The organism is Bradyrhizobium sp. S3.3.6 (genome assembly GCF_040546905.1).
Taxonomy (GTDB): Bacteria; Pseudomonadota; Alphaproteobacteria; order Rhizobiales; family Xanthobacteraceae; genus Bradyrhizobium; species Bradyrhizobium cytisi.
This window is the reverse complement of sequence record NZ_JBEPOT010000001.1, coordinates 280,550-305,902: the sequence shown is the minus strand read 5'-3', so window position 1 is coordinate 305,902 and position 25,353 is coordinate 280,550. Positions and strand designations below refer to the sequence as shown.

The 25,353-nt window shown below is 64.0% G+C and carries 22 protein-coding genes and 1 pseudogene; 12 read left to right on the top strand and 11 right to left on the bottom strand.

Annotated features, from left to right (window positions below):
- Position 1: 1 nt before the first annotated feature.
- Positions 2–1,108, bottom strand: coding sequence for a 5-(carboxyamino)imidazole ribonucleotide synthase (locus tag ABID59_RS01450; protein WP_148753971.1), 1,107 nt, complete (start codon positions 1,106–1,108; stop codon positions 2–4).
- Positions 1,105–1,593 (bottom strand): 5-(carboxyamino)imidazole ribonucleotide mutase, encoded by a 489-nt coding sequence (gene purE, locus ABID59_RS01445; protein ID WP_354032285.1) that lies wholly within the window; start codon positions 1,591–1,593, stop codon positions 1,105–1,107. The genes ABID59_RS01450 and purE overlap by 4 nt, the downstream gene beginning before the upstream one ends.
- A 141-nt stretch (positions 1,594–1,734) precedes the next feature.
- On the opposite strand from purE, the pseudogene ABID59_RS01440 reads away from it, so the two are divergent.
- Positions 1,735–2,458, top strand: a pseudogene (locus tag ABID59_RS01440) (GGDEF domain-containing protein).
- Between the two features lies 1 nt (position 2,459).
- On the opposite strand, the gene ABID59_RS01435 reads toward ABID59_RS01440, so the two are convergent.
- The 3 genes from ABID59_RS01435 to ABID59_RS01425 all read right to left on the bottom strand — a co-directional run bounded on the left by ABID59_RS01435 (position 2,460) and on the right by ABID59_RS01425 (position 3,296).
- Positions 2,460–2,711: a hypothetical protein gene (locus ABID59_RS01435; RefSeq protein WP_148753968.1), complete on the bottom strand. Its 252-nt coding sequence runs from the start codon at positions 2,709–2,711 to the stop codon at positions 2,460–2,462.
- 21 nt (positions 2,712–2,732) lie between these two features.
- The gene (locus tag ABID59_RS01430; protein WP_148753967.1) at positions 2,733–2,951 is read right to left on the bottom strand and encodes a hypothetical protein; all 219 of its coding nucleotides are present in this window, start codon (positions 2,949–2,951) and stop codon (positions 2,733–2,735) included.
- Positions 2,952–3,089: 138 nt separating this feature from the next.
- Positions 3,090–3,296, bottom strand: coding sequence for a YdcH family protein (locus ABID59_RS01425; RefSeq protein ID WP_008546179.1), 207 nt, complete (start codon positions 3,294–3,296; stop codon positions 3,090–3,092).
- A 327-nt stretch (positions 3,297–3,623) separates the two neighbouring features.
- Here ABID59_RS01425 and ABID59_RS01420 point away from each other — a divergent pair, with 327 nt between their 5' ends.
- Positions 3,624–3,806, top strand: a complete 183-nt coding sequence (locus ABID59_RS01420) for a YdcH family protein (protein ID WP_148753966.1) — start codon at positions 3,624–3,626, stop codon at positions 3,804–3,806.
- A 167-nt stretch (positions 3,807–3,973) separates the two neighbouring features.
- Here ABID59_RS01420 and ABID59_RS01415 read toward each other — a convergent pair whose 3' ends face one another.
- Complete coding sequence (locus tag ABID59_RS01415; protein WP_354082215.1) at positions 3,974–5,077, bottom strand: NAD(P)/FAD-dependent oxidoreductase; 1,104 nt, start codon at positions 5,075–5,077, stop codon at positions 3,974–3,976.
- Between the two features lie 205 nt (positions 5,078–5,282).
- On the opposite strand from ABID59_RS01415, the gene ABID59_RS01410 reads away from it, so the two are divergent.
- The 8 genes from ABID59_RS01410 to ABID59_RS01375 all read left to right on the top strand — a co-directional run bounded on the left by ABID59_RS01410 (position 5,283) and on the right by ABID59_RS01375 (position 16,057).
- On the top strand, positions 5,283–7,967 hold the full coding sequence (locus tag ABID59_RS01410) for a sensor domain-containing protein (RefSeq protein WP_354082214.1): 2,685 nt from the start codon (positions 5,283–5,285) through the stop codon (positions 7,965–7,967).
- 39 nt (positions 7,968–8,006) lie between these two features.
- The gene (locus tag ABID59_RS01405) at positions 8,007–9,476 is read left to right on the top strand and encodes a glycerol-3-phosphate dehydrogenase (RefSeq protein WP_354082213.1); all 1,470 of its coding nucleotides are present in this window, start codon (positions 8,007–8,009) and stop codon (positions 9,474–9,476) included.
- A 52-nt stretch (positions 9,477–9,528) separates the two neighbouring features.
- The gene (locus ABID59_RS01400; protein WP_354082212.1) at positions 9,529–10,698 is read left to right on the top strand and encodes an ABC transporter ATP-binding protein; all 1,170 of its coding nucleotides are present in this window, start codon (positions 9,529–9,531) and stop codon (positions 10,696–10,698) included.
- Complete coding sequence (locus ABID59_RS01395) at positions 10,695–11,606, top strand: ABC transporter permease (RefSeq protein ID WP_354082211.1); 912 nt, start codon at positions 10,695–10,697, stop codon at positions 11,604–11,606. The genes ABID59_RS01400 and ABID59_RS01395 overlap by 4 nt, the downstream gene beginning before the upstream one ends.
- 1 nt (position 11,607) lies before the next feature.
- Complete coding sequence (locus ABID59_RS01390) at positions 11,608–12,420, top strand: ABC transporter permease (protein WP_148753960.1); 813 nt, start codon at positions 11,608–11,610, stop codon at positions 12,418–12,420.
- 13 nt (positions 12,421–12,433) lie between these two features.
- On the top strand, positions 12,434–12,931 hold the full coding sequence (locus ABID59_RS01385) for a DUF6622 family protein (protein ID WP_354082210.1): 498 nt from the start codon (positions 12,434–12,436) through the stop codon (positions 12,929–12,931).
- 98 nt (positions 12,932–13,029) lie between these two features.
- A complete protein-coding gene (locus ABID59_RS01380; protein WP_354082209.1) occupies positions 13,030–14,013 on the top strand; it encodes a TRAP transporter substrate-binding protein in 984 nt (327 codons plus the stop codon).
- A gap of 16 nt (positions 14,014–14,029) precedes the next feature.
- On the top strand, positions 14,030–16,057 hold the full coding sequence (locus ABID59_RS01375; RefSeq protein ID WP_354082208.1) for a methyl-accepting chemotaxis protein: 2,028 nt from the start codon (positions 14,030–14,032) through the stop codon (positions 16,055–16,057).
- A gap of 52 nt (positions 16,058–16,109) precedes the next feature.
- On the opposite strand, the gene ABID59_RS01370 is transcribed toward ABID59_RS01375, so the two are convergent.
- The 4 genes from ABID59_RS01370 to ABID59_RS01355 all read right to left on the bottom strand — a co-directional run bounded on the left by ABID59_RS01370 (position 16,110) and on the right by ABID59_RS01355 (position 20,749).
- On the bottom strand, positions 16,110–16,976 hold the full coding sequence (locus ABID59_RS01370; RefSeq protein WP_354082207.1) for a carbohydrate ABC transporter permease: 867 nt from the start codon (positions 16,974–16,976) through the stop codon (positions 16,110–16,112).
- Positions 16,973–17,845, bottom strand: a complete 873-nt coding sequence (locus ABID59_RS01365) for a carbohydrate ABC transporter permease (protein WP_354082206.1) — start codon at positions 17,843–17,845, stop codon at positions 16,973–16,975. The genes ABID59_RS01370 and ABID59_RS01365 overlap by 4 nt, the downstream gene beginning before the upstream one ends.
- 175 nt (positions 17,846–18,020) lie before the next feature.
- On the bottom strand, positions 18,021–19,406 hold the full coding sequence (locus ABID59_RS01360) for an ABC transporter substrate-binding protein (protein WP_354032273.1): 1,386 nt from the start codon (positions 19,404–19,406) through the stop codon (positions 18,021–18,023).
- Positions 19,407–19,768: 362 nt separating this feature from the next.
- Positions 19,769–20,749: a LysR family transcriptional regulator gene (locus ABID59_RS01355; protein WP_354032272.1), complete on the bottom strand. Its 981-nt coding sequence runs from the start codon at positions 20,747–20,749 to the stop codon at positions 19,769–19,771.
- 119 nt (positions 20,750–20,868) lie between these two features.
- Between ABID59_RS01355 and ABID59_RS01350 the strand changes: the two genes are divergently transcribed.
- Together ABID59_RS01350 and dctA are read left to right on the top strand one after the other, a co-directional pair.
- Positions 20,869–21,942: a 4-oxalomesaconate tautomerase gene (locus tag ABID59_RS01350; protein WP_354032271.1), complete on the top strand. Its 1,074-nt coding sequence runs from the start codon at positions 20,869–20,871 to the stop codon at positions 21,940–21,942.
- An 85-nt stretch (positions 21,943–22,027) separates the two neighbouring features.
- A complete protein-coding gene (dctA, locus tag ABID59_RS01345) occupies positions 22,028–23,410 on the top strand; it encodes a C4-dicarboxylate transporter DctA (protein ID WP_148756293.1) in 1,383 nt (460 codons plus the stop codon).
- A gap of 14 nt (positions 23,411–23,424) precedes the next feature.
- Here the strand turns inward: dctA and ABID59_RS01340 are convergent, their stop codons facing one another.
- Positions 23,425–25,314, bottom strand: coding sequence for an AsmA family protein (locus tag ABID59_RS01340; RefSeq protein WP_354082570.1), 1,890 nt, complete (start codon positions 25,312–25,314; stop codon positions 23,425–23,427).
- Positions 25,315–25,353: the final 39 nt, after the last annotated feature.

Here is a 25,353-nt window from a genome sequence, read left to right as displayed (position 1 = left end):
TTCACTTGCTTCTTGAAGATCTGACTTCTGTGACGTGGCCCATCTTGCGGCCGGGGCGCGGTGCGCCCTTGCCGTAGATGTGGACGGTCGCGCCCGGCACGCTCAGCCAGCTCTCGTAATCGTTGATCTCGTCGCCGATCAGATTGGTCATGGTGACGATTTCGCCGTGGCGCACCGGCTTGCCGAGGGGCCAGCCGGCAATGGCGCGGATGTGCTGCTCGAACTGGGAGACCGACGCGCCGTCGAGCGTCCAGTGTCCGGAATTGTGCACGCGCGGAGCGATCTCGTTGACCAGCACCTTCGGCCCGGTGCCGTTGGCAAGCACGAACATCTCGACGGCGAGCACGCCGACATAGTCGAGCGCAGTCGCGATCTTGCCGGCGATGCTGCGCGCCTCTTCGGCCAGCGCGTCCGGGATCGGCGCAGGCGCGCGGGAAATCTTCAGAATGTGGTCGCGATGCTCGTTTTCGGTGACGTCGAAGCATTCGACCTGGCCGGCGGCCGAGCGTGCGGCGATCACGGAGATCTCGCGCTCGAACGGCACGAAGGCTTCCAGAATCGCCGATTTGGTTGCGAGGCTGGTCCAGATCTTCGCGATGTCGTCGCCATCGCGGATCATGACCTGGCCCTTGCCGTCATAGCCGAAGCGGCGGGTCTTCAGCACGGCGGGGAGGCCGATCCTGGCGATCGCCTCGCGCAGCGATGCGACCGAGGTGACGTCGGCGTAAGCCGCGGTGCCGATGCCGAGCCGCGTCACGAAATCCTTCTCGGCCAGTCGGTCCTGGGTGGTCTCGAGGACCTTGCGGTTGGGCAGCACCGGACGGCGCGCGTCAAGCACCATGGCGGCCGCGGCCGGCACGTTCTCGAATTCGTAGGTGATGACGTCGACGTCGTGGGCGAACAGCTCGAGCGCCTCGACGTCGGCATATTCAGCGCAGGTTGCGTTCAGCACGACGTCGAAGGCCGGCGAATCCGGATCGGGCGAGAACACCTGGCAACGCAGGCCGAGCCGCGCCGCTGCCATGGCCAGCATCCGTCCAAGTTGTCCGCCGCCGAGGATTCCGATGGTGTCGCCGGGCTTCAGCTTCACCTGCTTTGCGTCAGTCACGCCTTGTCCTCCGGGCGCTCGGCAACCGCCTCGGTCTGAGCCTTGCGCCAGGTCGCCAGGCGGTCGGACAGGGCTGGATCGGACAGCGCCAGCACGGACGCCGCGAGCAGAGCCGCGTTGATCGCGCCGGCCTTGCCGATCGCGAGCGTGCCGACCGGAATGCCGGCGGGCATCTGAACGATCGAATAGAGCGAATCGATGCCCTTCAGCGTCCTGGACTCGACGGGCACGCCGAACACCGGCAGTTCCGTCAGCGCCGCGGCCATGCCGGGCAGATGTGCGGCGCCCCCGGCGCCGGCGATGATGACCTTGAAACCGGCCGCCTTGGCGCCCTTGGCGAAGCTAAAGAGCCGGTCGGGGGTGCGGTGGGCCGAAATGATGCGGGCGTCGAAGGTGACACCAAGCGCTGTGAGCGTGTCGGCGGCGTGCCGCATCGTCTCCCAGTCCGACTGGCTTCCCATGATGATGGCGATCGGCGCGGTCATGACGTCAATTGTGCTCGGAAAACAGAAAGATAGGCCAGATTAACGGTTCCGGCCGGCGGCTCGCAAGGCGGTGGCAAGGAGAAGCGAATGCACTATCCTGTCTTGGTGAATCCCCGCAAGCCTTCATTGAGCAGGATGCCCATGAAGAAACCAAGAAGGGCGACCGCTGCGAAGGCCAAAAAAGGCCGAAAAGCCAGCGGGCGCCGAACGAAAACTGCACCCAAGCGGGCTGCGGCTGCGCCGCGGCGCCGCGCGCCCGCAGTTCGCGCCGCCAAAGAAACGAGCAAGGACAGCAAGGCGACCATCCGCGGCCTGCGGACCAAGCTCACCCAGGCGCTGCGCCGCGTCGCCGAGCTGGAGGCGGCGGCCGACACCGATTTCCTGCTGGACATACCCAACCGGCGCGGCTTCGAGCGCGAGCTCCAGCGCGCCATCGCCTACATGAAACGCTACCGCGCCAGCGGCGCGCTGATCGTGCTCGACGTCGACCGGTTGAAGCCGATCAACGATTCCTTCGGTCATGGCGCCGGCGACGAGGTGCTGAAGGTGATCGCCGCGACGCTGACACGGCAGATCCGCGCCTCCGACGTGGTCGGCCGTCTCGGCGGTGACGAGTTTGCCCTGCTGTTGTGGAATCTCAGCGAGACCGATGCCAAGGCGAAGGCTGTTATCTTCGAGCAGGCGATCGACGATTTGTCGTTCGTCTTTCGCGGCCAGCAGGTGAGCGCCGGCGCCTCCGCCGGTGTCGCGCTGCTCGGTGCGCAGTCCGATGCGGTCCGCGCGCTGGAGGAAGCCGACGCTGCCATGTATGTGCGCAAGGCGCACCGGCGGCACGAGCCGCGGAATCAGGCTTGTCAGCAGCTGACTTAGAGCGTTGCGAGATCTTCCGGCACGTTGCCGAATTTGCGCAGCAGCGTGGCGTCACCGAATTCGCCGGTCATGGGATCGCCGCTGCGGCTGAATGCGACCGCGCCGATATGGCCGGCACCATGCGCCAGCGCCTCGGCGCGCCGCAGTGCGGCTGTCGAGCTCTGGCATTCCTCGGCGGCGCCCGCGACAGGCGATCCGTCGGCATCGATCAGGAAGGGCATTGCAACGTAGTAGGTCACGTCCGACATGGCGTTGCTCCAGTGTTGAGCTCAAGCGGCGCTACTTTTGCTCCGCATCTTGCTGCGCGAGGTCTCGGGAATGCAGCCGGCCGAAATCGCCGCCTTCAATTCTTCCAGCTCGGCTTCGAGATATTCGTTGGCCATGATCAGCGCCTTGATGGTGCTGCGCAGATTGCCGTCGCACATCGCGATCGCCTGATCGCAGGCCTGTTCATAATGGCTGTTGTCGAGAAGGGTGGGGACTGACATCTGCGGTGTCCTTGCGGGTTGTCCTTGGGCGTTTCCCTGGACGTTTCCTGGGGGGCGTCGGCGGCGGGACTAATGTTCCTCTTTTGTTCTTTTTGAGTCAAGCGGATTCATGCGCGGCGACCCGCGACTGCTCGCGGGTCAGGCGATGATGTCGGGCGTGATCTGGTCTTCGATGAAGGCGATACGGTCGCGCAACAACAGCTTGCGTTTCTTCAACCGCTGTAACCGCAACAGGTCGGGGGCGGGCGATTGATGCAGTGCATCGATCGCCGCATCGAGATCTCGGTGTTCCTGCTGCAACCGGGTGAGCTCGGCTTCGAGCTCACGCTCGTCTTCATTGGTCATGTTTGCGGTGGCCGAAAACCGATAGGCTGAGATTAAGGCTGTGGATGCCCTGTGGAAATTATCGTCCTTGCGCGGCGTGATCGCAAGCGATCTGCGACCTTCGCGCACCGCTCTCTCGCAAGATATGTGAACGATTCGCAGCGGTGTAGCGCAATCACATTGATATCATGGATTTTTCACCGCGTGGTTCCTTACTCACGCTTCGTTACATATGAATTTTCAAAAATGACGGTGCGACGACGGATACCCATCGACAGAACGAATCGGTGATGTAGACTTCGTCGCCCGGATCGAATCCAAGGTTTACCCCTACCGAGGAGGTTTCGAATGACAATTCAGGCACATCTGGTTGAATTGGAACGGAAGCACAAAACTCTCGAACACGAATTGCACGAAGCTCTCGTGCACCTTTCAACAGACGACCTGCAAATTGTTGAGTTGAAGCGCCGGAAGTTGCTGGTCAAGGACCAGATCGAGCGACTGAAGCACACCGGCGACACGCTTCACTAGTAAACCCCGTAACAGTGTAGAGTTTGATCGTATCCTTTCAGCCAGGGATGAGAGCCTTTGCGCTCATCCCTGCTGTCAGGTGTCCGCCGCGCAATTGCGCGGGCGTCAGCTTTTGCTTGGACGCGTTTGCTTGACGCGAACCGATATCCACGTCGCTCGAAAACGATCTAGATTTCTGCGAGCTCCGCGACGTGGTCTGCGATCGCGAGCGACGATGTCAGTCCCGGCGATTCGATACCGAACAGATTGATCAAACCCGCGACGCCATGGTCGCGCGGACCCTGCATCAAGAAATCCTGCGTTGCCACGGCCGGCGGCACGATCTTCGGGCGGATGCCCGAATAGCTCGGCATCAACGCGCCGTCGGGAAGCGTTGGCCAGTATTTGCGGATCGCGGGATAGAAGCGCTCGGCGCGCGACGGATCGACCTCATAGTCGATCGTCTCGATCCATTCGACGTCAGGGCCAAAGCGCGCCTGTCCTGCCATGTCCAACGTGAGATGCACGCCGAGCCCGCCGGGCTCGGGCACGGGATAGATCAGGCGCGAGAACGGCGCGCGCGCGTTGCAGCTGAAATAGTTTCCCTTGGCGAGATAGGCCGGTGGAATCCGGTCGATCGGCATGCCGTCGATGTGCCGCGCCACGGTCGTCGCCGACAGCCCGGCAGCGTTGACGAGCAGGCCGCATTGCAGCGTCATCGGCGCTTCGCCGCCGGCTTCGATCTCGATCATTCCGGTTTCTGCCTTGGCGCGGATCAGCGGCGTGTGAAACGCAAAGGCTGCGCCGGCTGCCTCGGCCTCGCCGCGCAGCGAGAGCATGTAGGCATGGCTGTCGATGATGCCGGTCGACGGCGAGAGCAGCACGGCGTCGCAGACCAGCGCCGGCTCCAGCGCGCGCGCGGCTTCGCCCGAGAGCAACTGCATGTCGAGTACGCCGTTGGCCTCGGCGTGCGCCTTGATCGATTGCAGCTTCTCGGTTTCCCTGGCATTGGTCGCAACGATCAGCTTGCCGCAATTCTTGTGCGGGATGCCGCGCTCGCCGCAATAGCGGTAGAGCGCGTGCTTGCCGCTGACGCACATGCGCGCCATCCAGCTTCCGGCGCGGTAGTAGATCCCGGCATGAATCACCTCGCTGTTGCGCGAGGAGGTGATGGTGCCGATGGCCTCGGCTTCCTCGAGCACGATCACCTCGCGCCCGGCCTGGGCCAGCTTCCGGGCCACCGCGAGCCCGACCACGCCGGCTCCGATGACGACGCAGTCGACCCTATCCATGGTCGTGCAGACGTCCCGTTGAAGTTGCAGAGGGGGCCGGTTTGCCTGGGAAACGCGCCGCGCGGTCGTTGTCCGTTAAGGAAGCATTTATCATGTCAGGGCAATTGCCGTATTTCGCATCACATTTTTCTGTTGGGCGTACAGGCGTTTACCCGATCCAAACTCACGAAGCCAGACAATCCGCAGTTGAAATCGCGGGTGGCTGATGGCTAAGAAGAACTGGCACGAAGGCAGCATGCTTCCGATTGCTGTGCAGGCCGTCGTGTGCCTGGCCAGCGCGGTCGCGCCTTCGCGTGCCCACGCGGACAGCCTTATTCCGCCGAGCTATCTTGGCAATCTCGACCCCAATCTGATCTGGGAAGTCCTGATCGGCGGCATTGTCGTCTGCGCGTTCCTGGCCGCCGTCGCGCTGTGGATCCATTCCGCGCTGCGCCGGAGCAAGCGTTCGCAGTTGCGGCGCAACGCCTTCGTCTCCTCCGCCATGAACAATCTCAACCAGGGCGTGGTGATGACGGATGCGCAGCGGCGCATCATCTTCTGCAACGACCGCTATCTCGAGATCTACGGCTTGACGCGCTCGGACCTGTGGACCGGCATGACCGGCTACGACATCCTCGAGCTGCGGCGCCAGCGCGGCGTCCTCGCCGTCTCCGACGACGACTTCTACGAGAAGGCGTCAAGCTCCAACGGCCTGATCAGCGAACTGCCGGACGGCCGCGCCATCCTGGTCAAATATTTCATTCTGCCGAACGGCGGCTCGGTGGCGACCCATCTCGACGTCAGCGAGCAGCGCAAGCTGTCGCGGCAGCTGGCCTCGACCAAGCAATTCCTGGAAACGGTGCTGGACAACGTGCCGGCCTGCGTGGCCGCGAAGAACATCGAGGACGGCCGCTACATCTTCGCCAATCGCGCCTATGAGCGGTTCTGGGGCTTTTCGCGCGACCAGGTCGTCGGCAAGAATGCGCGCGAGCTGTTCGGCCCGAAATCGGCGGCGAGCATCGAGGCGACCGACCGGGCCGCGCTGCTGGCGCCGGAAGGACAGTATCGCAACGAATTCGAGGTCGACGTCCAGCGCGATCAGGCCCGGCGCATGGTGGCCTCGATCCGCATCGTGGTCCGCAACGAGAGCAACAAGCCGGAATTCCTGCTGGTGGTGTTCGAGGACATCACCGATCGGCAATCGCTGTCGATGGAGCTGGAAAGCACCAAGAAATTCCTCGAGCTCGTGGTCGACAACATCCCGGTGGCGCTGATCGTGGAGCAGGTCAAGGATGGCCGCTATCTGCTCGCCAACCGCAGTGCCGAGACGATCCTCAACCGCAGGCGAGAGGAAGCCACCGGCCTGACCGCCTCCGATATCTTCAATGCCAAGGAAGCCAAGCTGATCATCGCGCGCGACGAGGCCGCGATCAAGAAGCGCGGGATGATCACCGAGGAGCATCCGATCTCCACCAAGGACGGCCTGCGCCTGTTCCTGACCCGGCGCGCCACGGTGCTCAACGACGCCGGCGAGCCGCAATATCTGATCAAGACCCACGAGGACGTCACCAACCGCCGGCAGACCGAGTCGCGGATGGCGCACATGGCCTATCATGACGGCCTCACCGATTTGCCGAACCGCGCCGCCTTCCTTCAAGCGCTGAACCAGATGATCGAGGCCTGCGAGGGGACCGACGAGGAATTTGCGGTCCTTTGCGTCGATCTCGACGGCCTCAAGGAAGTCAACGACGTGTTCGGCCATGCGCTTGGCGACAAGCTGCTGATCGAGGTGGCCCAGCGGTTCCAGGACACCGCGCGTGGCGGCCTGGTGGCGCGCCTCTCCGGCGACGAATTCGGCCTGATCATCGACGGCAAGCAGCCCGACGCCGGCCTCGCGCTGGCGCAGCAGCTCGGAGAGGCGCTCGCGCCCGAATTCCACATCGACGGCCGCGCGGTCCGCGCCGGCATCACCACCGGCATGTCGATCTTCCCGCACAACGGCCCCGACGGTGCCTCGCTGCTCGCCAATGCCGGCGCCGCCCTGTTCCGCGCCAAGCAGAAATCGCGCGGCACGATCAGCCTCTATCAGCCCGAGATGGACCAGCAGATCCGCGACCGCCGCGTGCTGCACCAGGATCTGTCGAAGGCGATCAAGAACGGCGAGCTGTCGCTGGCCTTCCAGCCCCAGGGCATCGCGCGCAACAGCGTCGCCGAGAGCGAGATCATCGGCTTCGAGGCCCTGGCGCGCTGGGCGCATCCGGTGCGTGGCCAGGTCTCGCCGGCCGAATTCATCCCGATCGCGGAAGAAAGCGGCCTGATCGTCGAGATGGGCGAATGGATCCTGCGCGAGGCCTGCCGCGAGGCTGCGTCGTGGCCGAAGCCGATGCAGGTTGCGGTCAATCTGTCGCCGGCGCAGTTCATGCACGGCGACGTGGTCGGGCTCGTCCATGCGATCCTAATCGAGACCGGGCTTGCCCCCGGCCGGCTCGAGCTCGAAATCACCGAGGGCGTGCTGATCGAGGACTTCGATCGCGGCCTGGCACTGCTGCGCCGCCTGAAAGCGCTGGGCGTCCGTATCTCGATGGACGATTTCGGCAGCGGCTATTCCTCGCTGAGCTACCTCCAGGCGTTCCCGTTCGACAAGATCAAGATCGACCGCGCCTTCATCATCAATCTCGGTCGCAATCCGCAATCGGCCGCGATTGTGCGTGCCGTGATCGACCTCGGTCACGGCCTCGAAATGTCGATCATCGCCGAGGGCGTCGAGACCATCGACCAGCTCGCTTTCCTTGCCAGGGAAGGCTGTGACGGTGTGCAGGGCTATTTGCTCGGCAAGCCGCTGCCCATCGGGAAATATGCCGGCCTCGTCGGCCGCGTCGAGGCCATGGAGCTTGCGCTCAAGACCGGCTAGGGATGAGAGCGCTTCATTTCGCTTCCACTCGACGACTTCATGGCGGATTACGACCTCGCGATCATCGGTGGCGGCCTGAACGGTGTCAGCCTCGCGCGCGATGCCGCCGGCCGCGGGCTGCGGGTGATCCTGGTCGAGCAGGGCGATCTCGCTGGTGCTGCCTCGTCGGCGACACCGCGATTGATCCATGGCGATTTGTCCGTGCTGGAGCGGCGTGGCTTCTGGCGGGTGCGCCGGGCATTGGCAGAGCGGGCGACCTGGCTCCGGATCGCGCCGCATCTGGTGCGGCCGATGAGCTTTGTGATCCCCGCCCATTCCGACGAACGCCCGCCATGGCTGTTGCGCGCGGGCTTGTATGTTTATGACGCTCTCACGAACCGCGGCGGCCTGCCCGGATCGACCACCCTCGACATCACGCATCATCCGGTCGGCAACGCGCTGAAACGGCCGTTCGGCGTCGCGTTCGAATATTCCGACTGCGTCGTCGACGATTCACGCCTGGTGGTGCTCACGGCGCTGGATGCCGCCGAGCGCGGCGCCGCGATCCGGACCGGGGCGCGTTGCGTGCGCGCCGACAGGACCGACATCTGGCGGCTCGCGCTGATTGATCGCGGCCATCGCCGCGTCGTCACGGCACGCGCGCTGGCCAATGCAACCGGAGCCTGGACGTCGATGGTCGCAGAGACCGTGCTGCGGCAGCCGCAGCCGGCCATGGTGGCCATGCAGATGAGCCAGATCGTCGTGCCCAGGCTGTTCGAGTCCGATAACGTCTATGTGTTCCAGAACAGCGACGGACGGCTGATTTTTGCCGGCCCGTTCGAGCGTGATTTCACGCTGGTCGGCACGGTCACGCACGATTTCACCGGCGATCCCGCAATCGTCGCGATGTCGGGCGCCGATGTCAGCTATCTCTGCGAGGCCGTGAGCCGCTATTTCCGCGAGCGCGTTGCTCCGACCGACGTGGTGCGCACGGTCTCGGGCGTCAATTTGACGCCCGCGTCCGCTCGGCGACGCGACGGCACGACGCTGTTCCACGCACGCCGCCGCAAGGCGCCGCTGCTCACGATGTTCGGCGGCGACGTCACCACCTCGCGGCTGCGCGCCGAGCAGGCGGTGACGCGGCTGACGCCGTTCTATCCAATGTCGCCGCGCTGGACCGCCAGAGCAGCGCTCCCCGGCGGAGATTTTGCCTGGGATCGTTTCGAGACCGAAATCGACCTCGCGCGCCACCGCTGGCGCTTTCTCTCCGAGCCGCAGGCCCGGCGCCTGGTTGCGGCCTATGGCTCGCGATTGCCGGCCGTGCTGGGCGACGCGAAGACGCGCGATGAGCTGGGACCGGCCTTTGGCCCCGACCTGACCGGCGCCGAGGTACGCTATCTCATGGGCCGCGAATGGGCGCGCTTCCCGGAGGACGTCCTGTGGCGCCGCTCCAAGCTCGGCCTGACCATGCCGGCCGCGGACCGTGAGGCGCTGGCTGCGTTCATGGACGATCCGCATCGAACCGGTTGAGCAAAGGCCGATCCGCCGCTAGCGTGCGGCGGCATTGGGGTTGGCAGGGACGATGACTGACGAGTTGCCCAGGACGGATACCGCGGCCAATGCGGCTGGAGATGCGCATCCGGCCGCGGGCGAACCGCTGCTGCGCATCGAGGGCGTGGCCAAGACGTTCGGGACGTTCCGCGCGGTCGACGGCGTATCGCTCGACATCAAGGCCGGTGAGTTTTTTGCGCTGCTTGGCCCCAGCGGTTGCGGCAAGACCACGTTGTTGCGCATGCTCGCTGGCTTCGAGGCGCCGGACGAGGGACGCATCCTGCTCGGCGGCAAGGACATCGCGCAGGCGCTGCCGCATCAGCGCCCCATCAACATGATGTTCCAGAATTACGCGCTGTTTCCGCATCTTTCGGTGCGCGACAACATCGCCTTTGGCCTCAAGCGCGCCGGCATGGCGCGTGCCGACATCGCAACGCGCGTCGCGGAGATGGTTGCGCTGGTGAAGCTCGACGGGCTCGAGAAGCGCAAGCCCGACCAGCTCTCCGGCGGCCAGCGGCAGCGTGTCGCGCTGGCCCGCGCGCTGGCGCGGCGGCCGCAATTGTTGCTGCTCGACGAGCCGCTCGCAGCCCTCGACAAGAAGTTGCGCGAAAATACGCAGGGCGAGCTGATGGAGCTGCAGCGCCGGCTCGGCATGACCTTCATCATCGTCACCCACGACCAGGAAGAAGCGATGACGATGGCTGATAGAATCGGCGTGATGAATGCCGGCAAGCTCGTCCAGGTCGCTGGCCCCCGCGAGCTCTACGAGGCGCCGCGTTCGCGCTGGATCGCGCAGTTCGTCGGCGACATCAATCTGTTCGACGCCGAGTCCAAATTGCGCGACGGTCATCGCCTGGTCATTGGCACGCGCGATGCAGGCACGCTGGTGGTGGCCGAGCCGCGCCAGCCCGTCGGCGAGAGCAGGTTTTCAGTCGCGATCCGGCCCGAGAAGGTCAAGCTGTCGCGTCGTGGTCCCGCGAGCGAGGCCGGCCATGAAACCGCGATCAACCGGCTGGACGGTGTGATCGCCGACATCTGCTATCTCGGCGGCACCACCACCTACAAGGTGAAGCTCGATGCCGGCGGCGTGGTGCAGGCGTCCGCCGCCAACAGCGCGCGCCTCGATGTCGATGCCTATAGCCTGAACCAGCAAATCGTCGCCTGGTTCTCGCCGGACGACTGCGTGGTGCTGCCGTCATGAGCGCGCGCCGGATATTCGCGCGCCCGGCGCGCTTCGCCGCGATCGCGCCCTACATCTGGATGCTGCTGTTCTTCCTGGTGCCGTTCGGCTTCGTGCTGAAGATCAGCCTGTCGCAGACGGCAATCGCGCAGCCGCCTTACGAGCCGGCGTTCGACCTGACGGCCGGGTGGACGGCGATCCGGGCGGCCTTTGCCGCACTGGGGATCGACAATTTCAAGCTGCTCTCTTCCGACGACCTTTATGTGTTCGCCTATCTGCGCAGCCTCACCGTTGCGGTGACGGCGACCGCGTTGCTGCTGCTGATCGGCTATCCCATCGCGTACGGCATGGCGCGGCTGCCGAAGCGCCGGCAGGCGGTCGCGATGGTGCTGGTGATCGTGCCGTTCTGGACCTCGTTCCTGATCCGCATCTATGCCTGGATCAACATTCTCCAGCACGACGGCCTGCTCAACCGGATCCTGCTGGCGCTGCATCTGGTCAGTGAGCCGGTGGTGTGGCTGTCCACCGACACTGCGATGTATATCGGCATCGTCTATTCCTATCTGCCGTTCATGATCCTGCCGCTCTACGCCACGCTCGCCAAGATGGAGCCGGCGCTGGAGGAGGCGGCCAGCGATCTCGGCGCACCGCCATGGCAGGTGTTCTGGCTGGTGACTTTCCCGCTGTCGCTGCCGGGCGTCGGCGCCGGCGTGCTCTTGTGCTTCATCCCGATCGTCGGCGAGTTCGTGATCCCGGATCTTCTCGCCGGCTCCAATTCGCTGATGATCGGCCAGACGCTATGGCTCGAATTCTTCACCAACAAGGATTGGCCGGTTGCGTCTGCCGCGGCGATCGTGTTGCTCGTGGTGCTGCTGCTGCCGCTCCTGCTCTATGAGCGGCTGCAGCGGCGGCAGCTGGAGGAGCGGTGAGATGCGCAAAATCTCTCGCCTGTCCCGCTTCAACATCGCCTCGCTCGCGCTCGGGCTCGCCTTCCTCTACCTGCCGATCCTCATTCTCGTCATCTATTCCTTCAACGCCTCGCGACTGGTGACCGTGTGGGGCGGCTGGTCGCTGCGCTGGTACCACGAGTTCTTTGGCGACCGGGCCATGATCGAGGCGTCCTGGATGAGCCTGCGGGTCGCGGTTGCGTCCGCGACGATCGCCACGCTGATCGGTACGCTCGCCGCGGTGGCGCTGTCGCGCGGCGAGGGCTTTCGCGGGCGTACGCTGTTCTCCGGCATGCTCTATGCGCCGCTGGTGATGCCGGAGGTGATCACGGGATTGTCGCTGCTGCTGCTGTTCGTCGCGCTGAACGCCGAGCGCGGCTTCTGGACGGTGACGATCGCCCATACCACGCTGACGATGTGCTTCGTCGCCGTCGTCGTGCAGTCGCGCCTGGGCTCGCTCGACCGCTCGCTGGAGGAGGCGGCGATGGACCTCGGCTGCGCCCCCGTCCGCGCCTTCCTGTCGGTGACATTGCCGTTGATCGCGCCAGCGATCGTTGCCGGATGGATGCTCGCCTTCACCCTCTCGCTCGACGATCTCGTGATTGCGAGCTTCACCACGGGGCCTGGATCGGCAACCTTGCCGATCCGGATCTATTCCGAGGTGCGACTGGGGGTGAAGCCCGAGATCAATGCGATCTGCACGCTGGTGATCGCCCTGATCGCGGTCGTCATCGTCATTGCCTCGCTCGCCTCAAAGCTGTCGAGCTCGCAGGGCGAGAGCGCGGCGCCGCTGTGATCCGGAGGTCGTCATGACGTTCGTCTATCAGATCCTGATCCACACCCCGCCCTGGGTCTGGATCCTGTTCGCCTATCTGGTCTGGCAGGGCATCAAGGCAATGCAGCCGCGCACGATTCCGATCTGGCGTGCGCTGATCGTGCCGGTCGTCTTCATCGCCTGGGGAATCTCGCGGATCGGATTCGGGCATCAGAGCAATGCGTGGCCGCTGGTCGCCTGGATCGTGGCAGCATTGGTGCTGTTGCCCGTTGGCGTGGTGACGCCGCGTCCGTTTGAGGTCGATCACATCAGCGGACTGATGATTCGTCCGGGGAGCGCATTTGCGCTGATCCGCAACCTCATCGTATTCTCGGCGCAATATGCCGTCGGGGTGATCTCGGCGATCGATGTCAGCGACCGCGCGTTGGCCATCATCGCCGGACGCGCAATCTCCGGCGCCACCGCCGGCTACTTCATCGGCTCGACGATCGCGCTGCTGCTCGCGTATCGGCGCAAGAGCGCGGAGAGCTGATTTGAGAGCTGACCTGTGGTGCTCGGGCACCGCCTCAATCTAGGTTAACAATTCATATAGCTTATCTGGTTATCGTCGCCTCGCTTGGGGAGAGGGCGATGAAGCGGCTTTATATTGGTGTGGCCAGCACTGCGCTGGCATTGTTCTGTCTTGCCGTTCGGCCGTCGGCTGGCGCGACGCAGATGGTGTCGCTGCTGTACAACGGCGCGCCGCAGTCGCCGCAGCAAATTGGCTCGGACGAATTTCGCCGCAAGCTCGTCGAGATAGCGCCGGGCCGCATCATCCTCGATGAACGTGGTGGCATCACGCTGGGCAGCGAGACAGCGATCCTTGCCGCAATGCGCAGTGGCGTCGTCGACATGGCGACGTTGTCTGGCTCGGTGGTCAGCTCCGCCGTGCCGGAATTCGGCGTATTCGACGTGCCGTTTCTGTTCCGCGATGCTGCGCAAGCCAAGGCGGTCGCGGAGGGGCCGATCGGGGCTCTCTTCGCCAAGCATTTCGCTGACAAGGGGTTGGTCCTGCTCGCGATCGGCAAGCAGGGCTTTCGCAACGTCACCAATTCGAAGCGGCCGATTCATTCTCCCGCAGACCTCCAGGGATTGAAGATTCGGGTCCTGCCGAACGACGTCTATCAGATGACCTTCAAGGCGCTGGGTGCCGAGGTCGTGCCGATGGAGTTCACGCAGGTGTATTCCGCATTGAAGGATGGCCGAATCGACGGGCAGGAAAACCCGATCATGACGATCGCCACCAGCCATCTCGACGAAGTGCAGAAATATGCCAGCCTGACCGGACATTTCTTCGCGCCCATCGCCTTCGTCGCCAATCGCGATGTGTTCCAGGCCCTCAAGCCTGCCGACCAGGCGGCCATCGTTGCTGCAGCCAAGGCCGGTGCGGAAGCGACCTGGCAGAGCGGCGTCGCGGACGAGACGAAGAAGCTCGAGGAGCTGCGCAAGGGCGGCATGGAGATCATCGAAAAGGTCGATCGCCAGCCCTTCATCGATGCCGTTAAGCCCTTGGAGCCTGAATTCGAGAAGCGCTTCGGCAAGGATCTGCTCGCCCGGATCCGGGCTACGCCGTAATCTTCCAGGAATCATCATGAACCTGTCATTGCTTCTGTCGCGCATCGGCGTCCGCCCACGCATCTTCGGCGGCTTCGCGCTGGTTCTGGGTTTCCTCTGCGTATTGGCGCTGCTCGCCGTGCTGCGGCTGGCTGAGATCGGTGGCACCGTCGGCGAGCTCGTCACCAGCGCCGACGGCGATGCCGGCATGGCGAAGGTGCACGCCGCGCTGCTCTCGGCGAACGTCAACGTCGAGAAATTCATTCGGACGCGCAATCTCGGTGACCGCGATAGCGCAATGAAGGCGATCGACGGCTTTGGCGCGACGTTTGATCAGGTCGATCAGCAATTTTCTCGTCTGCCGGCGATTGCCTCCGGCCGAGGTGCGCTGGTGGACGCGCTTGGAACCTATCGAAAATCCTTCACGGCGGTCGCCGGCGCTGTCGATCGTCTGCGCAATGCGAGCACCAAGGCCGAGGCGCTTGGCGCTTCGGCTGGCCTCGACGTCGGTGCGATCAATGCGACGCTCGCCAACCAGCCCGACCGCCTGCTCCAGCCGCTGCGTCTGGCTGGCACGGTGGATGCGATGCGCGTCGCGGTGCTGCGTTTTACCATGACTCAGGTCCAGGGCGATGCTGATGATGCTGCGCTGACGGTCGGCTATGTGTTGACCGCAATTGTCGACAGCGAGGCTGAGATCGCCGAGGTCGAGGCGCCGCGATTGAAGAGCCTGATTGCAGCCTTGAAGAAGGTCATTGCCGACCAATCGGCGACGTTGACGGAACTTTCGGCGGCGATGGGCGAGCTGCGCAAGGCGCAAGCCGACCTCATCAAATCCAGCAGTGCAATCGACGCCAAGGCCGCCGAGATCAGCAAGGCCCTTGGTGCGATGCGCACCGAGCAGAGCCGGCTGACGGCGGAATCGGTCGATCATACGCGCAATCTCGTGTTCACCGTCGCCGCGTCCGCGCTCGCCTTGGGCGCATTGCTGGCCTGGCTGATCGGGCGCAGCGTGTCGCGGCCAATCGGCCAGATGACCTTGCGCATGCAGAGCCTCGCGGCGGGCGAGCTCGATGAGGCAATCCCGGGTGGCGAGCGCGGCGACGAAATTGGCCGCATGGCTGAAGCGGTCGAAGTGTTCCGCCAGAACGCGCAGACTGTCCGGCGGATGGAGCAGGGCACAGCCGCGCAGCGCGCCGCCGCCGAGACGGAACGAGCATCGATGATGGCTCAGCTTGCCGATCGCTTCGGTAGCGGCATGGAGGGCGTTATTGGTGGCGTCTCGAGCCGCGCCGAGGAGATGGGGCATAGCGCCCAGAGTCTCGCCCGCGTCGCCGAGCGCGGCCGCTCGCTCGCCGAGCAGGTCGCCGCGACTTCGGCCCAGGCGTCCTCGAATGTGCAGACCGTTGCGGCCGCGACCCACCAACTCGCTGCCTCGATCAGGGAGATTTCGAGCCAGGTCGCGCGCTCCGTATCGGTCTCGGACAAGGCCAAAGAGGAAGCGTCCCGCACCGAGGCGCTGATGCGCGCGCTATCGGATTCCGCCGAGCGGATCGGTACGGTGGTTCAGCTGATCCAGGCGATCGCGAGCCAGACCAACCTCCTGGCTCTCAATGCCACGATCGAGTCGGCACGCGCCGGCGATGCAGGCAAGGGCTTTGCCGTCGTGGCAAACGAGGTGAAGAGCCTTGCAACCCAGACCGCGCGCGCCACCGAGGAGATCGCAGGGCTCGTCGCCGAGATCCAGGGCTCGACCGGACAGTCCGTCGCCGCGATCGGTCAGATCGGAAAAACCATCTCCGAGATGACGGAGATCGCGACAACGATCGCCTCGGCCGTCGAGGAGCAGGGGGCCGCGACCAACGAGATCGCTCGCAATGTCGAGCAGGCGGCGAATGGCACAGCGGCGGTGACCGACCAGGTCGGCGCGGTCCGCACCGTGGCCGGAGAGACCGACGCCGGCGCCGAAGCTACGCTTTCAGCGGCCTCAGCATTGCAGGATCAAGCGCGCGCGCTCAAGCAAGCTGTCGCGGAGTTTCTGCAGACTGTACGCAAAGCGGCCTGAGGGCCTCTGCGGCGCTGCCGGCCTTCATCAGGTGCAGCGCCGCAGCCGGTGTTTAGGACTTCACGGCGCCCGCTGTCAGCCCGCCCACCATGTAGCGGCGGAAGGCGTAATAGACCGCGGCCGGCGGCAGCGCGTAAATGAAGCCGGTGGTCATCAGCAGCTCCCAGGGCGAATCGTCCGCAGCGAGGAAGTTGCCGAGTGCGACGGGGAGCGTGATCTCTTGGTCGTTCGAGAGCAGCAGGAACGCGTAGAGATATTCGTTCCAGGCGAGCAGCACCGCATAGGTACCGATCGCGACCAGCGAGGGCATCATCAGCGGCAGATAGACCAGGCGGAAGATCTGAAGCGTGGTGGCGCCGTCCATCACCGCGGCTTCATCCAGCTCAACCGGCAGCTTGTCGGAGGCCTGCTTCAGCACCCAGATCGCATACGGACTGGCGATCGTCACCATCGCCAGGATCAGCGCCCAGTGATTGTTGAGCAGGCCGTAATTGCCCATGGTGCGGTACATCGGCACGGCAAGGAACGCCGCCGGGATGAAATAGGTGAACAGCGCAAGGTTCAGCACCATGCGCCCGCCCGGCACCTTCAGCCGCGAGATCGAGAACGCCGCGGCCGTGGCGATGACCAGCGTCAGCGCGCCGACCGCCGCCGCGATCACCAGCGAATTCCAGAACTGGACGTAGAAGTCGCGCAGGAAATAATGCTGCTGCTTGAACACGATCTCGAAGTTGTGCAGCGTCGGATGGTCCGGCCACAGCTTGCCCGAGAACGCGTCCTCCTTCGGGGAAATCGCGAACAGGAACATGTGGTAGATCGGGATCATCGTCCACAGGAAGACGGGAATGCCGATCAGCAAGAGCCGCGCTTCGGTCGCGACGTTGCGCCAGGAAAATTCGCTTACGCCGGGGAGCTTCATCGCGACAACCGTTTCATCATGAAGTACACGAGCGGCAGGACGAACGGCATCGCGCAGACGATGGAGGCCATCGCGAGCGAGAGCTGGTCGAGCCGGAGATAGCGGATACCGAGCGTCGACAGCACATGCGTGAGGTCGGCAGGTCCCCCACCGGTGAGCAGATAGACGCTGTTGAAATCGCCGAGCGTCCAGATCATCGAGAGCAGCGTGCAGGTCACGTAGAGCGTCTGCATCGACGGCCAGGTGATGAAGCGGAATTTCTGCCACCAGCTGGCGCCGTCGACTTCGGCGGCCTCGAACAGATCGTGCGCGATCGCAAGCCGTCCGGTGATCAGGATCAGCGTCCAGAACGGCAGCGACTTCCAGATGTGGACAGCGATCGCCATGCTCAGCGCCACGGTCGGATCGTTCAGCCAGTTCGGGCCGTCGTCGCCGGTCAAGGTGAAGATCAAGTGGTTGACCATGCCCCATTCGGGATTGAGCATGAAGCGCACCGACAGGATGGTCGGGATCGACGGTACCGCCCAGGGCAGGATGAAGATCACGGAGAGCCATTTGATCCAGGTGCGCTGCTCGGCGAAGAAGCCGGACAGGAACAGCGCGATCAGCATCTTGATGTTGATACCGATGACCAGGAAGATCAGCGTGTTGACCGCGGCGCGCGCGAAGATCGGGTCGTTATAGAGCGCGACATAGTTCGACGGGGCCCGCGCCAGCCACAGCCCGTAGCAGACGGGATAGACCACGAAGGCGAGGAAAACCAGCAGATAGGGCGCGAGCAGCACGATGCCCCAGACCTGCGCCGGGGTCAGCCGCGGCGACAGGGGCGGGGCGGGGATCGACTGATCGCGAGAGAGAGTGATCGCCATTCTTCTAGGACTCTTCTTGAACCTTAAACCTCTCCCCGCTTGCGGGGAGAGGTCGGATCGCTCTCGGGCGATCCGGGTGAGGGGGTACAGGACTCACCGCAAGCGCGACTCGCGGATAGAGCCCCTCACCCCGACCCTCTCCCCGTGAAGAACGGGGAGAGGGAGGGGATCGAACTTAGCCCGCAACCTGCTTGATGCGGGCGATCAGTTCGTCGACGGCCTTGTCGACCGGGACCTTCTCGCTGACGACCCGGTTCATCGCCTTGGCCCAGACGTTCTCGTTGTTGAGGATCGTGAACTTCCAGTTCTTGGTGAAGTCGAACGGTGCGGTGCCGCCGGTGAACTGGGCGTAGACCGCCTTGCGGTGCTTATCGGCCTGCCAGAACGGGCTCGCCTGGCTTTCCTTCGTCACCGGGAACCAGCGGCCGAGCGCGCCTTCGATATAGGGGCGGACGTTCTCTTCCTGCAGCAGGAAACTGATGAACTGCTTGGCCTCGGGCTTGTTCTTGGCCGCGGTGAAGATCAGCCCGGTCTTGACGTCGGAGCGGTAGCGGATGGTCGAACCGTCCGGGGCCTTCGGGAAGGACGCCGTGATGATGTCCTGCTCATAGGCCTTCTTGCCGGCCTCGCGCTGCTCAGGCGTCAGAGCCTGGTTCTGGGAGTCCTCGTACCACTTGGCCGCGATCGAAATCGTGAAGTTGTGGGTCATCACGATCGTCTTGTTGTGGAAGGCGACGTTGTTGTCCGGATCCTTCCAGGTCGTGGAGGACGGCGGAGTGCAGCCCTTGATGTAGGTGTCGGTGTAGTCCTTCAGCGCGTGAATCAGGCCGTCGCGGACCTTGGGATCGTCGACCAGCAGCTTGCCGTCGTCGTCGACGAGCTTGACGTGGTAGGCGTCCATGAAGGTGTAGAACGATTGGAAGGCGTCGGTGGATTCCACGCCCATCGGCTGTCCGACAGCATAGATGCGCTGGCCGGTGGCTTTGCGGATGCCCGGCTGCACCTTGTCGCACCAGAACGTCCAGTAGCCCGCCCAGTCGGTCGGGATGTCGCTCTGCTTAAAGCCGGCCTTCTCGAGCATGTCGTTCCAGATCTGGACGTGCATGCTCTGCTGCTTCAGCGGGAAGCCGTAATAGGCCTTCTTCTTGGTGACGTCATTATAGAGGATCGAGGCGTCCAGCGTGTTCTGCACGAACCGGCCCTTGATCGGCTCCATCACGTCGGTCAGGTCCTCGAGCTTGCCCTCATAGGCCCACTTGCCCTGCGCCTGCACGTCATAAGAATCGGAATAGGCGACATCGGGCACGGTGCCGGCGTCGAGTGCGGCGACCGTCTTCGGAATCATGTCCTGGATCGCGTACTGCGACAATTCGACCTTGATGCCGGTCTTGGCTTCGAACTTCTTGATCGTATCGAGAAGCGCGTCGTCTTCGGACCGATAGAAGCCCTTGCCCCACCAGACCGTAATCGTCTTTTGCTGCGCAAATGCGGGTGCAGCGGCTGCAAACAGCCCGGCCGCAGCGACCGCCAGTGATACTGCGCCAATAACCTTGAATTTCACGTTTTTCTCCCTCAAGCCGCCGGTGTTTTAACCGGTCGGATAAAACACTAGCGCATGGCCGCTATCCGATCTAGCGGCTTCTTGTCAGACATAGGTCGTGGGCTGAGGGCTGTGAAGATGCTTAATCCCGCATCGATCTAAACGCTGCATCAATTCGTGGCAATCAATTCGCCTTGTGCGCGCTTGCTTCGCCCACCATCCGCCGCACACACGCCGGATTGCTGAAAGATCGGCTGTTGTAAGCGGTGTGAGGACCGAACGCAATGCAAGCGGCCGCGCCGCGGTGCTCCGGCGGAGATCTGGAAATCCTTTGAGAACACGACAGGGGGCAGGAACAGTCCGGCACCGCGACGGGCGAGTTGTCAGCGTTTCCGCTTCAGGCCTATCGAAGCGGCATTCGAGCTTGCCCCGGCGGATGGGGGGCGCGGCCTGCCTTGCCCGCTCGTTCGCAGGGGTGAGCGCCATGCCTCGAGAAGCATTTTCAGAAGCTGGCTTGCATGCGGAGATAGCGTTGCTCCGCGCCTCCGCACGATTCCGATCGTCCGCGATACCTCCGGCTCGATCAACCGAATGGTGTGAATGATCGGATGGCCGGCGGCTGGCGTCGCGAGCCTCGGTAGCACAGCAACGCCCAGTCCCGCTTCGACCAAGCCAAGCGAACCGGAGAGGTGAGCGACTTCGTAGGTCCAGTTGAGCTGCAAGCCGTGCCGCGCCATCGCATTGTCGATCAACGCGCGATTGCCGCTGTTGCGACCCACCGTGATGACACGGTGCGGCACAATCTCCGACCAGCTCACCTGTTTGCGCGATGCCAATGGATGGTCATGGCGGCAGGCCAGCACGAAAGGGTCTTCGACCAGTTTCTCGAATTCAATTTCGGCATGCGAAGCGCCAATGAAATTGATGCCGAAGTCGGCTTCTCCGCGCGCGACCGCTTCCAGTCCTTCATTGGCGCCGATGTCGAGAATCCGGACGCGAATGCGCGGATATGCTTCGGCGAACCGGCCGATCGCCCGCGGCAGGAAATAGAATACCGCTGTCGGCACCGCAGCCACCGAGACCAGACCTGAACTTCGCGCGCCGATATCCTGGATCGCCAGCACCGAAGTTTCGAACTCGTCGATGAGGCGGCGCACTTTCGGCAGGAAGTCGCGGCCCGTCATGGTGAGATTGACGTGGCGCGTGGACCGCTCGAGCAACGGCGCGCCCAGGCTTTCCTCCAGCTTCTGAATGCGTCGGCTCAGCGCCGGCTGAGACAGGTTCAGCGCCTTCGCGGTGCGGACGAAGCTGCCCATCTCCGCGACGGTGATGAACGCCTTCAGGTCGAGAAGTTCGGCATTCATGGCTGGGCTCCCGTTATATTGATAATCGGAATAATACATCAAATCTTTGCATTTCACAAAAGAGTAGGATCGCGGGATCGTGGGGCCGAGCGAAAATGTCGCCCGAAGGAAGAGCCCCGATGAACGATCAGATTGCTATTCCCTGCGTGGTGATGCGCGGGGGTACCTCGCGCGGGCCGTTCTTTCTGGCCAGCGACCTTCCGGCCGAACCCACGCTGCGCGATGCGATCCTGCTGTCCGTCATGGGAGGGGGACACGATCTTGGGATCGACGGCATCGGCGGTGGCAACGCCGTTATCAACAAGGTCGCGATCGTCGGACCGGCATCGGTAGCTGGTGCCGATGTCGACTACCTCTTCGCCCAGGTGCGGGTCCGTGAAGGGATCGTCGATACCGCGCCGAACTGCGGGAATATGCTGGCGGCGGTGGGGCCGTTCGCAATTGAAGCCGGCCTGGTCGCCGCTGCCGCGGATCGCACTCACGTGCGCATCCATAATGTCAACACCGGCAAACTGATCGATGCGACGGTTGCCACTCCCGGCGGCAGGGTGACCTACGAAGGCGAGGCGCGGATCGACGGTGTACCGGGAACGGCCGCGCCCATAGAATTGTCGTTCCCCAACGCGGCCGGCGCACGCACCGGTCGCCTGCTGCCGACAGGACGTCCGATCGATCGCCTCGAAGGGATCGACGTCACCTGTATCGACGCAGCCATGCCCGTCATGCTTGTCCGCGCGGCCGATCTGGGATGGACCGGCCGCGAGGCACCCTCGGCTTTCGCCGAGGGCGGCTTCCGCGCGCGGCTCGAGAACTTGCGCATCGAGGCTGGCCGCCGGATGGGTTTTCCGGATTCCGCGTCAATGGTGATTCCAAAACCGATTCTGATTGCGACCGCGGTCGAGGCGACGTTGAACACCCGGTACTTCATGCCGCACGACTGCCATAGCGCGCTGGCGGTGACCGGCGCTGTCGCGATCGCGACTGCGTGTGTGACGCCCGGAACGATCGCCGCGGAAATGGTCGGACTGCTGGCGCCGCCCGTGACGATCACGCTTGCCCATCCTTCCGGCCAACTCGCGGTTCGGTTGGAGCCCGGCCCGGTTGCCCGGGTGCAGCGGACAGCCCGGCGAATTTTCGAGGGCCACGTCTTCGCCCGCCGATCGCACGAGCCCCATCCAGTCCTGGCGGCCTGAAGCCTGGCCGCCTCCGAAGCCATCAAGAAAAATCAGAGCCAAGAATCAATCAGAGCCATGAATCAGAGCCACGGGAGAAACGAGAATGCAGAAGGAAGCGCTGGCCGGGCACCCAACCACTGAGGTGCGAAAGCCATTCTACCGGATTCTCTATGTCCAGGTGCTGATCGGCCTCACGCTCGGTATCCTCACCGGCCATTTCTGGCCCGAATTCGGTGCCGCGCTAAAACCCTTCGGAGACGGCTTCGTAAAGCTGGTCAAGATGATGATCGCGCCGATCGTGTTCTGCACCATCGTGAGCGGCATCAGCAGCATCAGCGATTCCCGCGACATCGGCCGCACGCTGATGAAGTCGATGGCGCTGTTTTACCTGCTGACCGGGCTCGCATTGCTGGCTGGCCTGACCGCCGTGTCGCTGATCCAGCCGGGCGAGGGGATGCATGTCTCCGTCAGCACGCTGGATCCAACGGTGGCGGCGAAATTCAGCAAGCAGGCGGGGGCGTCCGGATTTGCCGATTTCGTGCTGCACATCATCCCGCATTCATTCTTCGGCGCCTTCGCCGATGGTGAAGTGCTGCCGGTGCTGCTGGTCTCGGTGCTGATCGCCTTCGGCCTTGGCCGTGCCGGCGACAGCGGTGCTGCGGTGACAAAGGCCATCGACTCGTTCTCACAGGTGCTGTTTGTGTCCTTCGGCTTCATCATGAAGCTTGCCCCGCTCGGCGCTTTTGGAGCGATGGCGTTCACGGTCGGCCGCTACGGCATCCGTTCGATCGGCTCGCTCGGACTGCTGATCCTGACCTTCTATGTCGCCTGCTCCGTCTTCGTGGTCGTCGTGCTCGGCACGCTGGCGCGGCTGAACGGCTTCAGCCTGTGGAAGACCATCCGCTACTTCAAGGAGGAGCTGCTGATCGTGCTCGGCACATCGTCCTCCGAGCCGGCCTTGCCCGGCGCGCTGCGCAAGCTGGAGCAGCTGGGTTGCCGGAAAGGCGTGTCAGGGCTCGTATTGCCGATGGGCTATTCTTTCAATCTGGACGGTAGCGCCATTTATCTCACGCTGGCGTCCATGTTCATCGCCCAGGCCTGCGACATTCACCTGTCCTGGGGACAGATCGCGGCGATGCTCGGCCTGATGCTGTTGACGTCCAAAGGGGCCGCGGGTGTTACCGGCAGCGGCTTCGTCGCGCTGGTCGCGACGCTTACCGTGATGCCGGATCTGCCGGTGACCGGCGTCGCACTGTTGGTGGGCATCGACCGCTTCATGTCGGAAGCGCGGGCGTTGACGAGCATGATCAGCAACTGTGTCGCAGCCATCACCATTTCGCTCTGGGAGGACGCATGTGACCGCGAGGTGCTGGCCCGTGAGCTGGGACAGAGTGGCGCTCACGAAGCGGCAGCGGGATCGAATGGCGTGGCAGCAGTTGCACGAGAGGACAAGAACTGGATTTCAGCGACGCAATCGGCAGCTTGACGCTGCCTTTCACGCTAGTTGGACTTCGCGCCCTCCTTGGCGTTCTCCGCCGTCGGCGAGCCCTCCGGCGCCTGTCGCTTTCCGCCGGTGATGCGCTGCTTCAGCAGGTCGAGGAAAGGAGACGCCGCAGGCGATTGGCGGATCAGGGCCTCGGGATCGGGGAAGATCAGCGGATCGTCCCAGGGACCCTGCACCATGAAGGGCAGTTGAAAGCCGGACGTTGTGTTGAGGCTCGCCACGCCCTTCATGTCGTATTCGCGCGTCGGCACCGATGCGGTGCCGGTCAGCGTGATCTTCGCCGAAGGTCCCTCGATCCGGATGTCCTCGGCGGTGGCGATCCCGTCGGCGAATTTCACGGCAATGGTGAGATTGTCAAACGGCGTCGAGCCGTTGCGGAAATTGCCGCCGCCGGACAATGGCCGGCGCTCGAGCCGCTTCAAGAGCTGCTCGGCATTGAAGCCTGCAATCGCGCCGTCGTGGCCGGTCACGGTGGCGGTGCCGTCGAGCGACTGCACCAGGCCGAACGGGCTCGAGCCGGAAGCGAGCAGCGACACGTTGATATTGCCGCGGCCGGACAGCTTGTTGAGGCCGAACAGTTCGGAGGCGCAGGCCTGGAGGTCGACGTCGGTGAACTGGAATTGCGCCTTGATGTCGGCGACCGTGTCGGAGCGCGAGATGCCGAACGAGCCCTTGGCGATGCCGCCATAGACCTGGGCCTCGCCGACCGAGAGCGCCAGCGTGCCGTTGCGCAAGTTCGCACCGATCGCGGTGCGGCCGAGCTTCGTGGGGCCGACCGTCAGCTTGGCGGCCGACAGGCGCATATCGAGGTCGGTGGTCGAGAGACCATTAAGGTCGAACAGCTGCCTGTTCCAGTCGCGCGCGCCGCTCGCGAGCAGGCGGAAGGTGGAGATATAGGGCGTCAGGTCCAGCGCGTCGGCGGCGAGCGTCGCCTGCAGCGTCTGCCGGCCGTTATTGGCGTAGGTGATCACGCCTTCGGCGGTGTTGCCGTCGAGCTCGACATTGACATTCGTCAGCGCGATCGAGGCGCCGACGACATTGGCGCGCGCCTTCAGCGCGAAGCGGCCGAAGCCGCCGCTGCCGGGCTGCGGCTGGCCGGTCCAGCGCAACGCGTTGCGCAAGGACGGGCTGTCGATGGTGAGCGTGCCCTCCATCATCGGGCTGGTGCGGTTGGCGACGCTGCCGTCGAAGGCGAGCTTGAGCGGTGCGCTGGCGATCCGCGCCTTCAAGCCCGAACGGTCGCCGGAGAGGGCCGCGACGAAATCGGCAATGCTGATGGAGCCGTCGACGCGCTCGCCGCGCCAGTCGAATTGTCCGGTCGCGGCAAAGGAGCGCGAGATCGAGGGCCAGGCTAGCGACAGGTCGATATCCTCGAACTTCTCGATGGCGTTGGTGGCAACGTCCTCGTAATTGAGCACGCCGTCCTGGATCCTGATCTCGGAGAACGAGACCTGGTTGTCGGAGCCGGGCTTCATCGTCCGTGCGATGGTCTGGATAAAGGGTGTCCAGTTGCTCTCGCCGTCCCGCTTCAGGCGGACATGGATGTGCGGCCGCAGCAGCGTCAGGTCGGCGATCTCGAACCGTTGCAGCAATAGCGGCAAGAGCCTGAGATTGGCGGTGAGCACGTCGACATGGAGCGCGGGGTCGGCGGTGCCGCCGCCCTTCAGGCCGACGTCATGGAAGGAGATGTAGCTTGCCGGCAGCACGAAAATGTCGATGTTGCCTGCCACGCTGAGCTCGAGCCCGGTGACGTCGCGGATCTGCGCTTCCACTGCCTTGCGCAGCGCGTCGCGGTTGATGAGCCAGGAGGTCGCGAGCAGGGCGATCAGCGCGAGGCCGAGCAGCGCCGCGATCGGCGTCCCGAGGCGCTTCATTCCTTGGGCCATGGTCAATGGCGTGTCCTGATCGGGTTGGTCGCTGGAGCC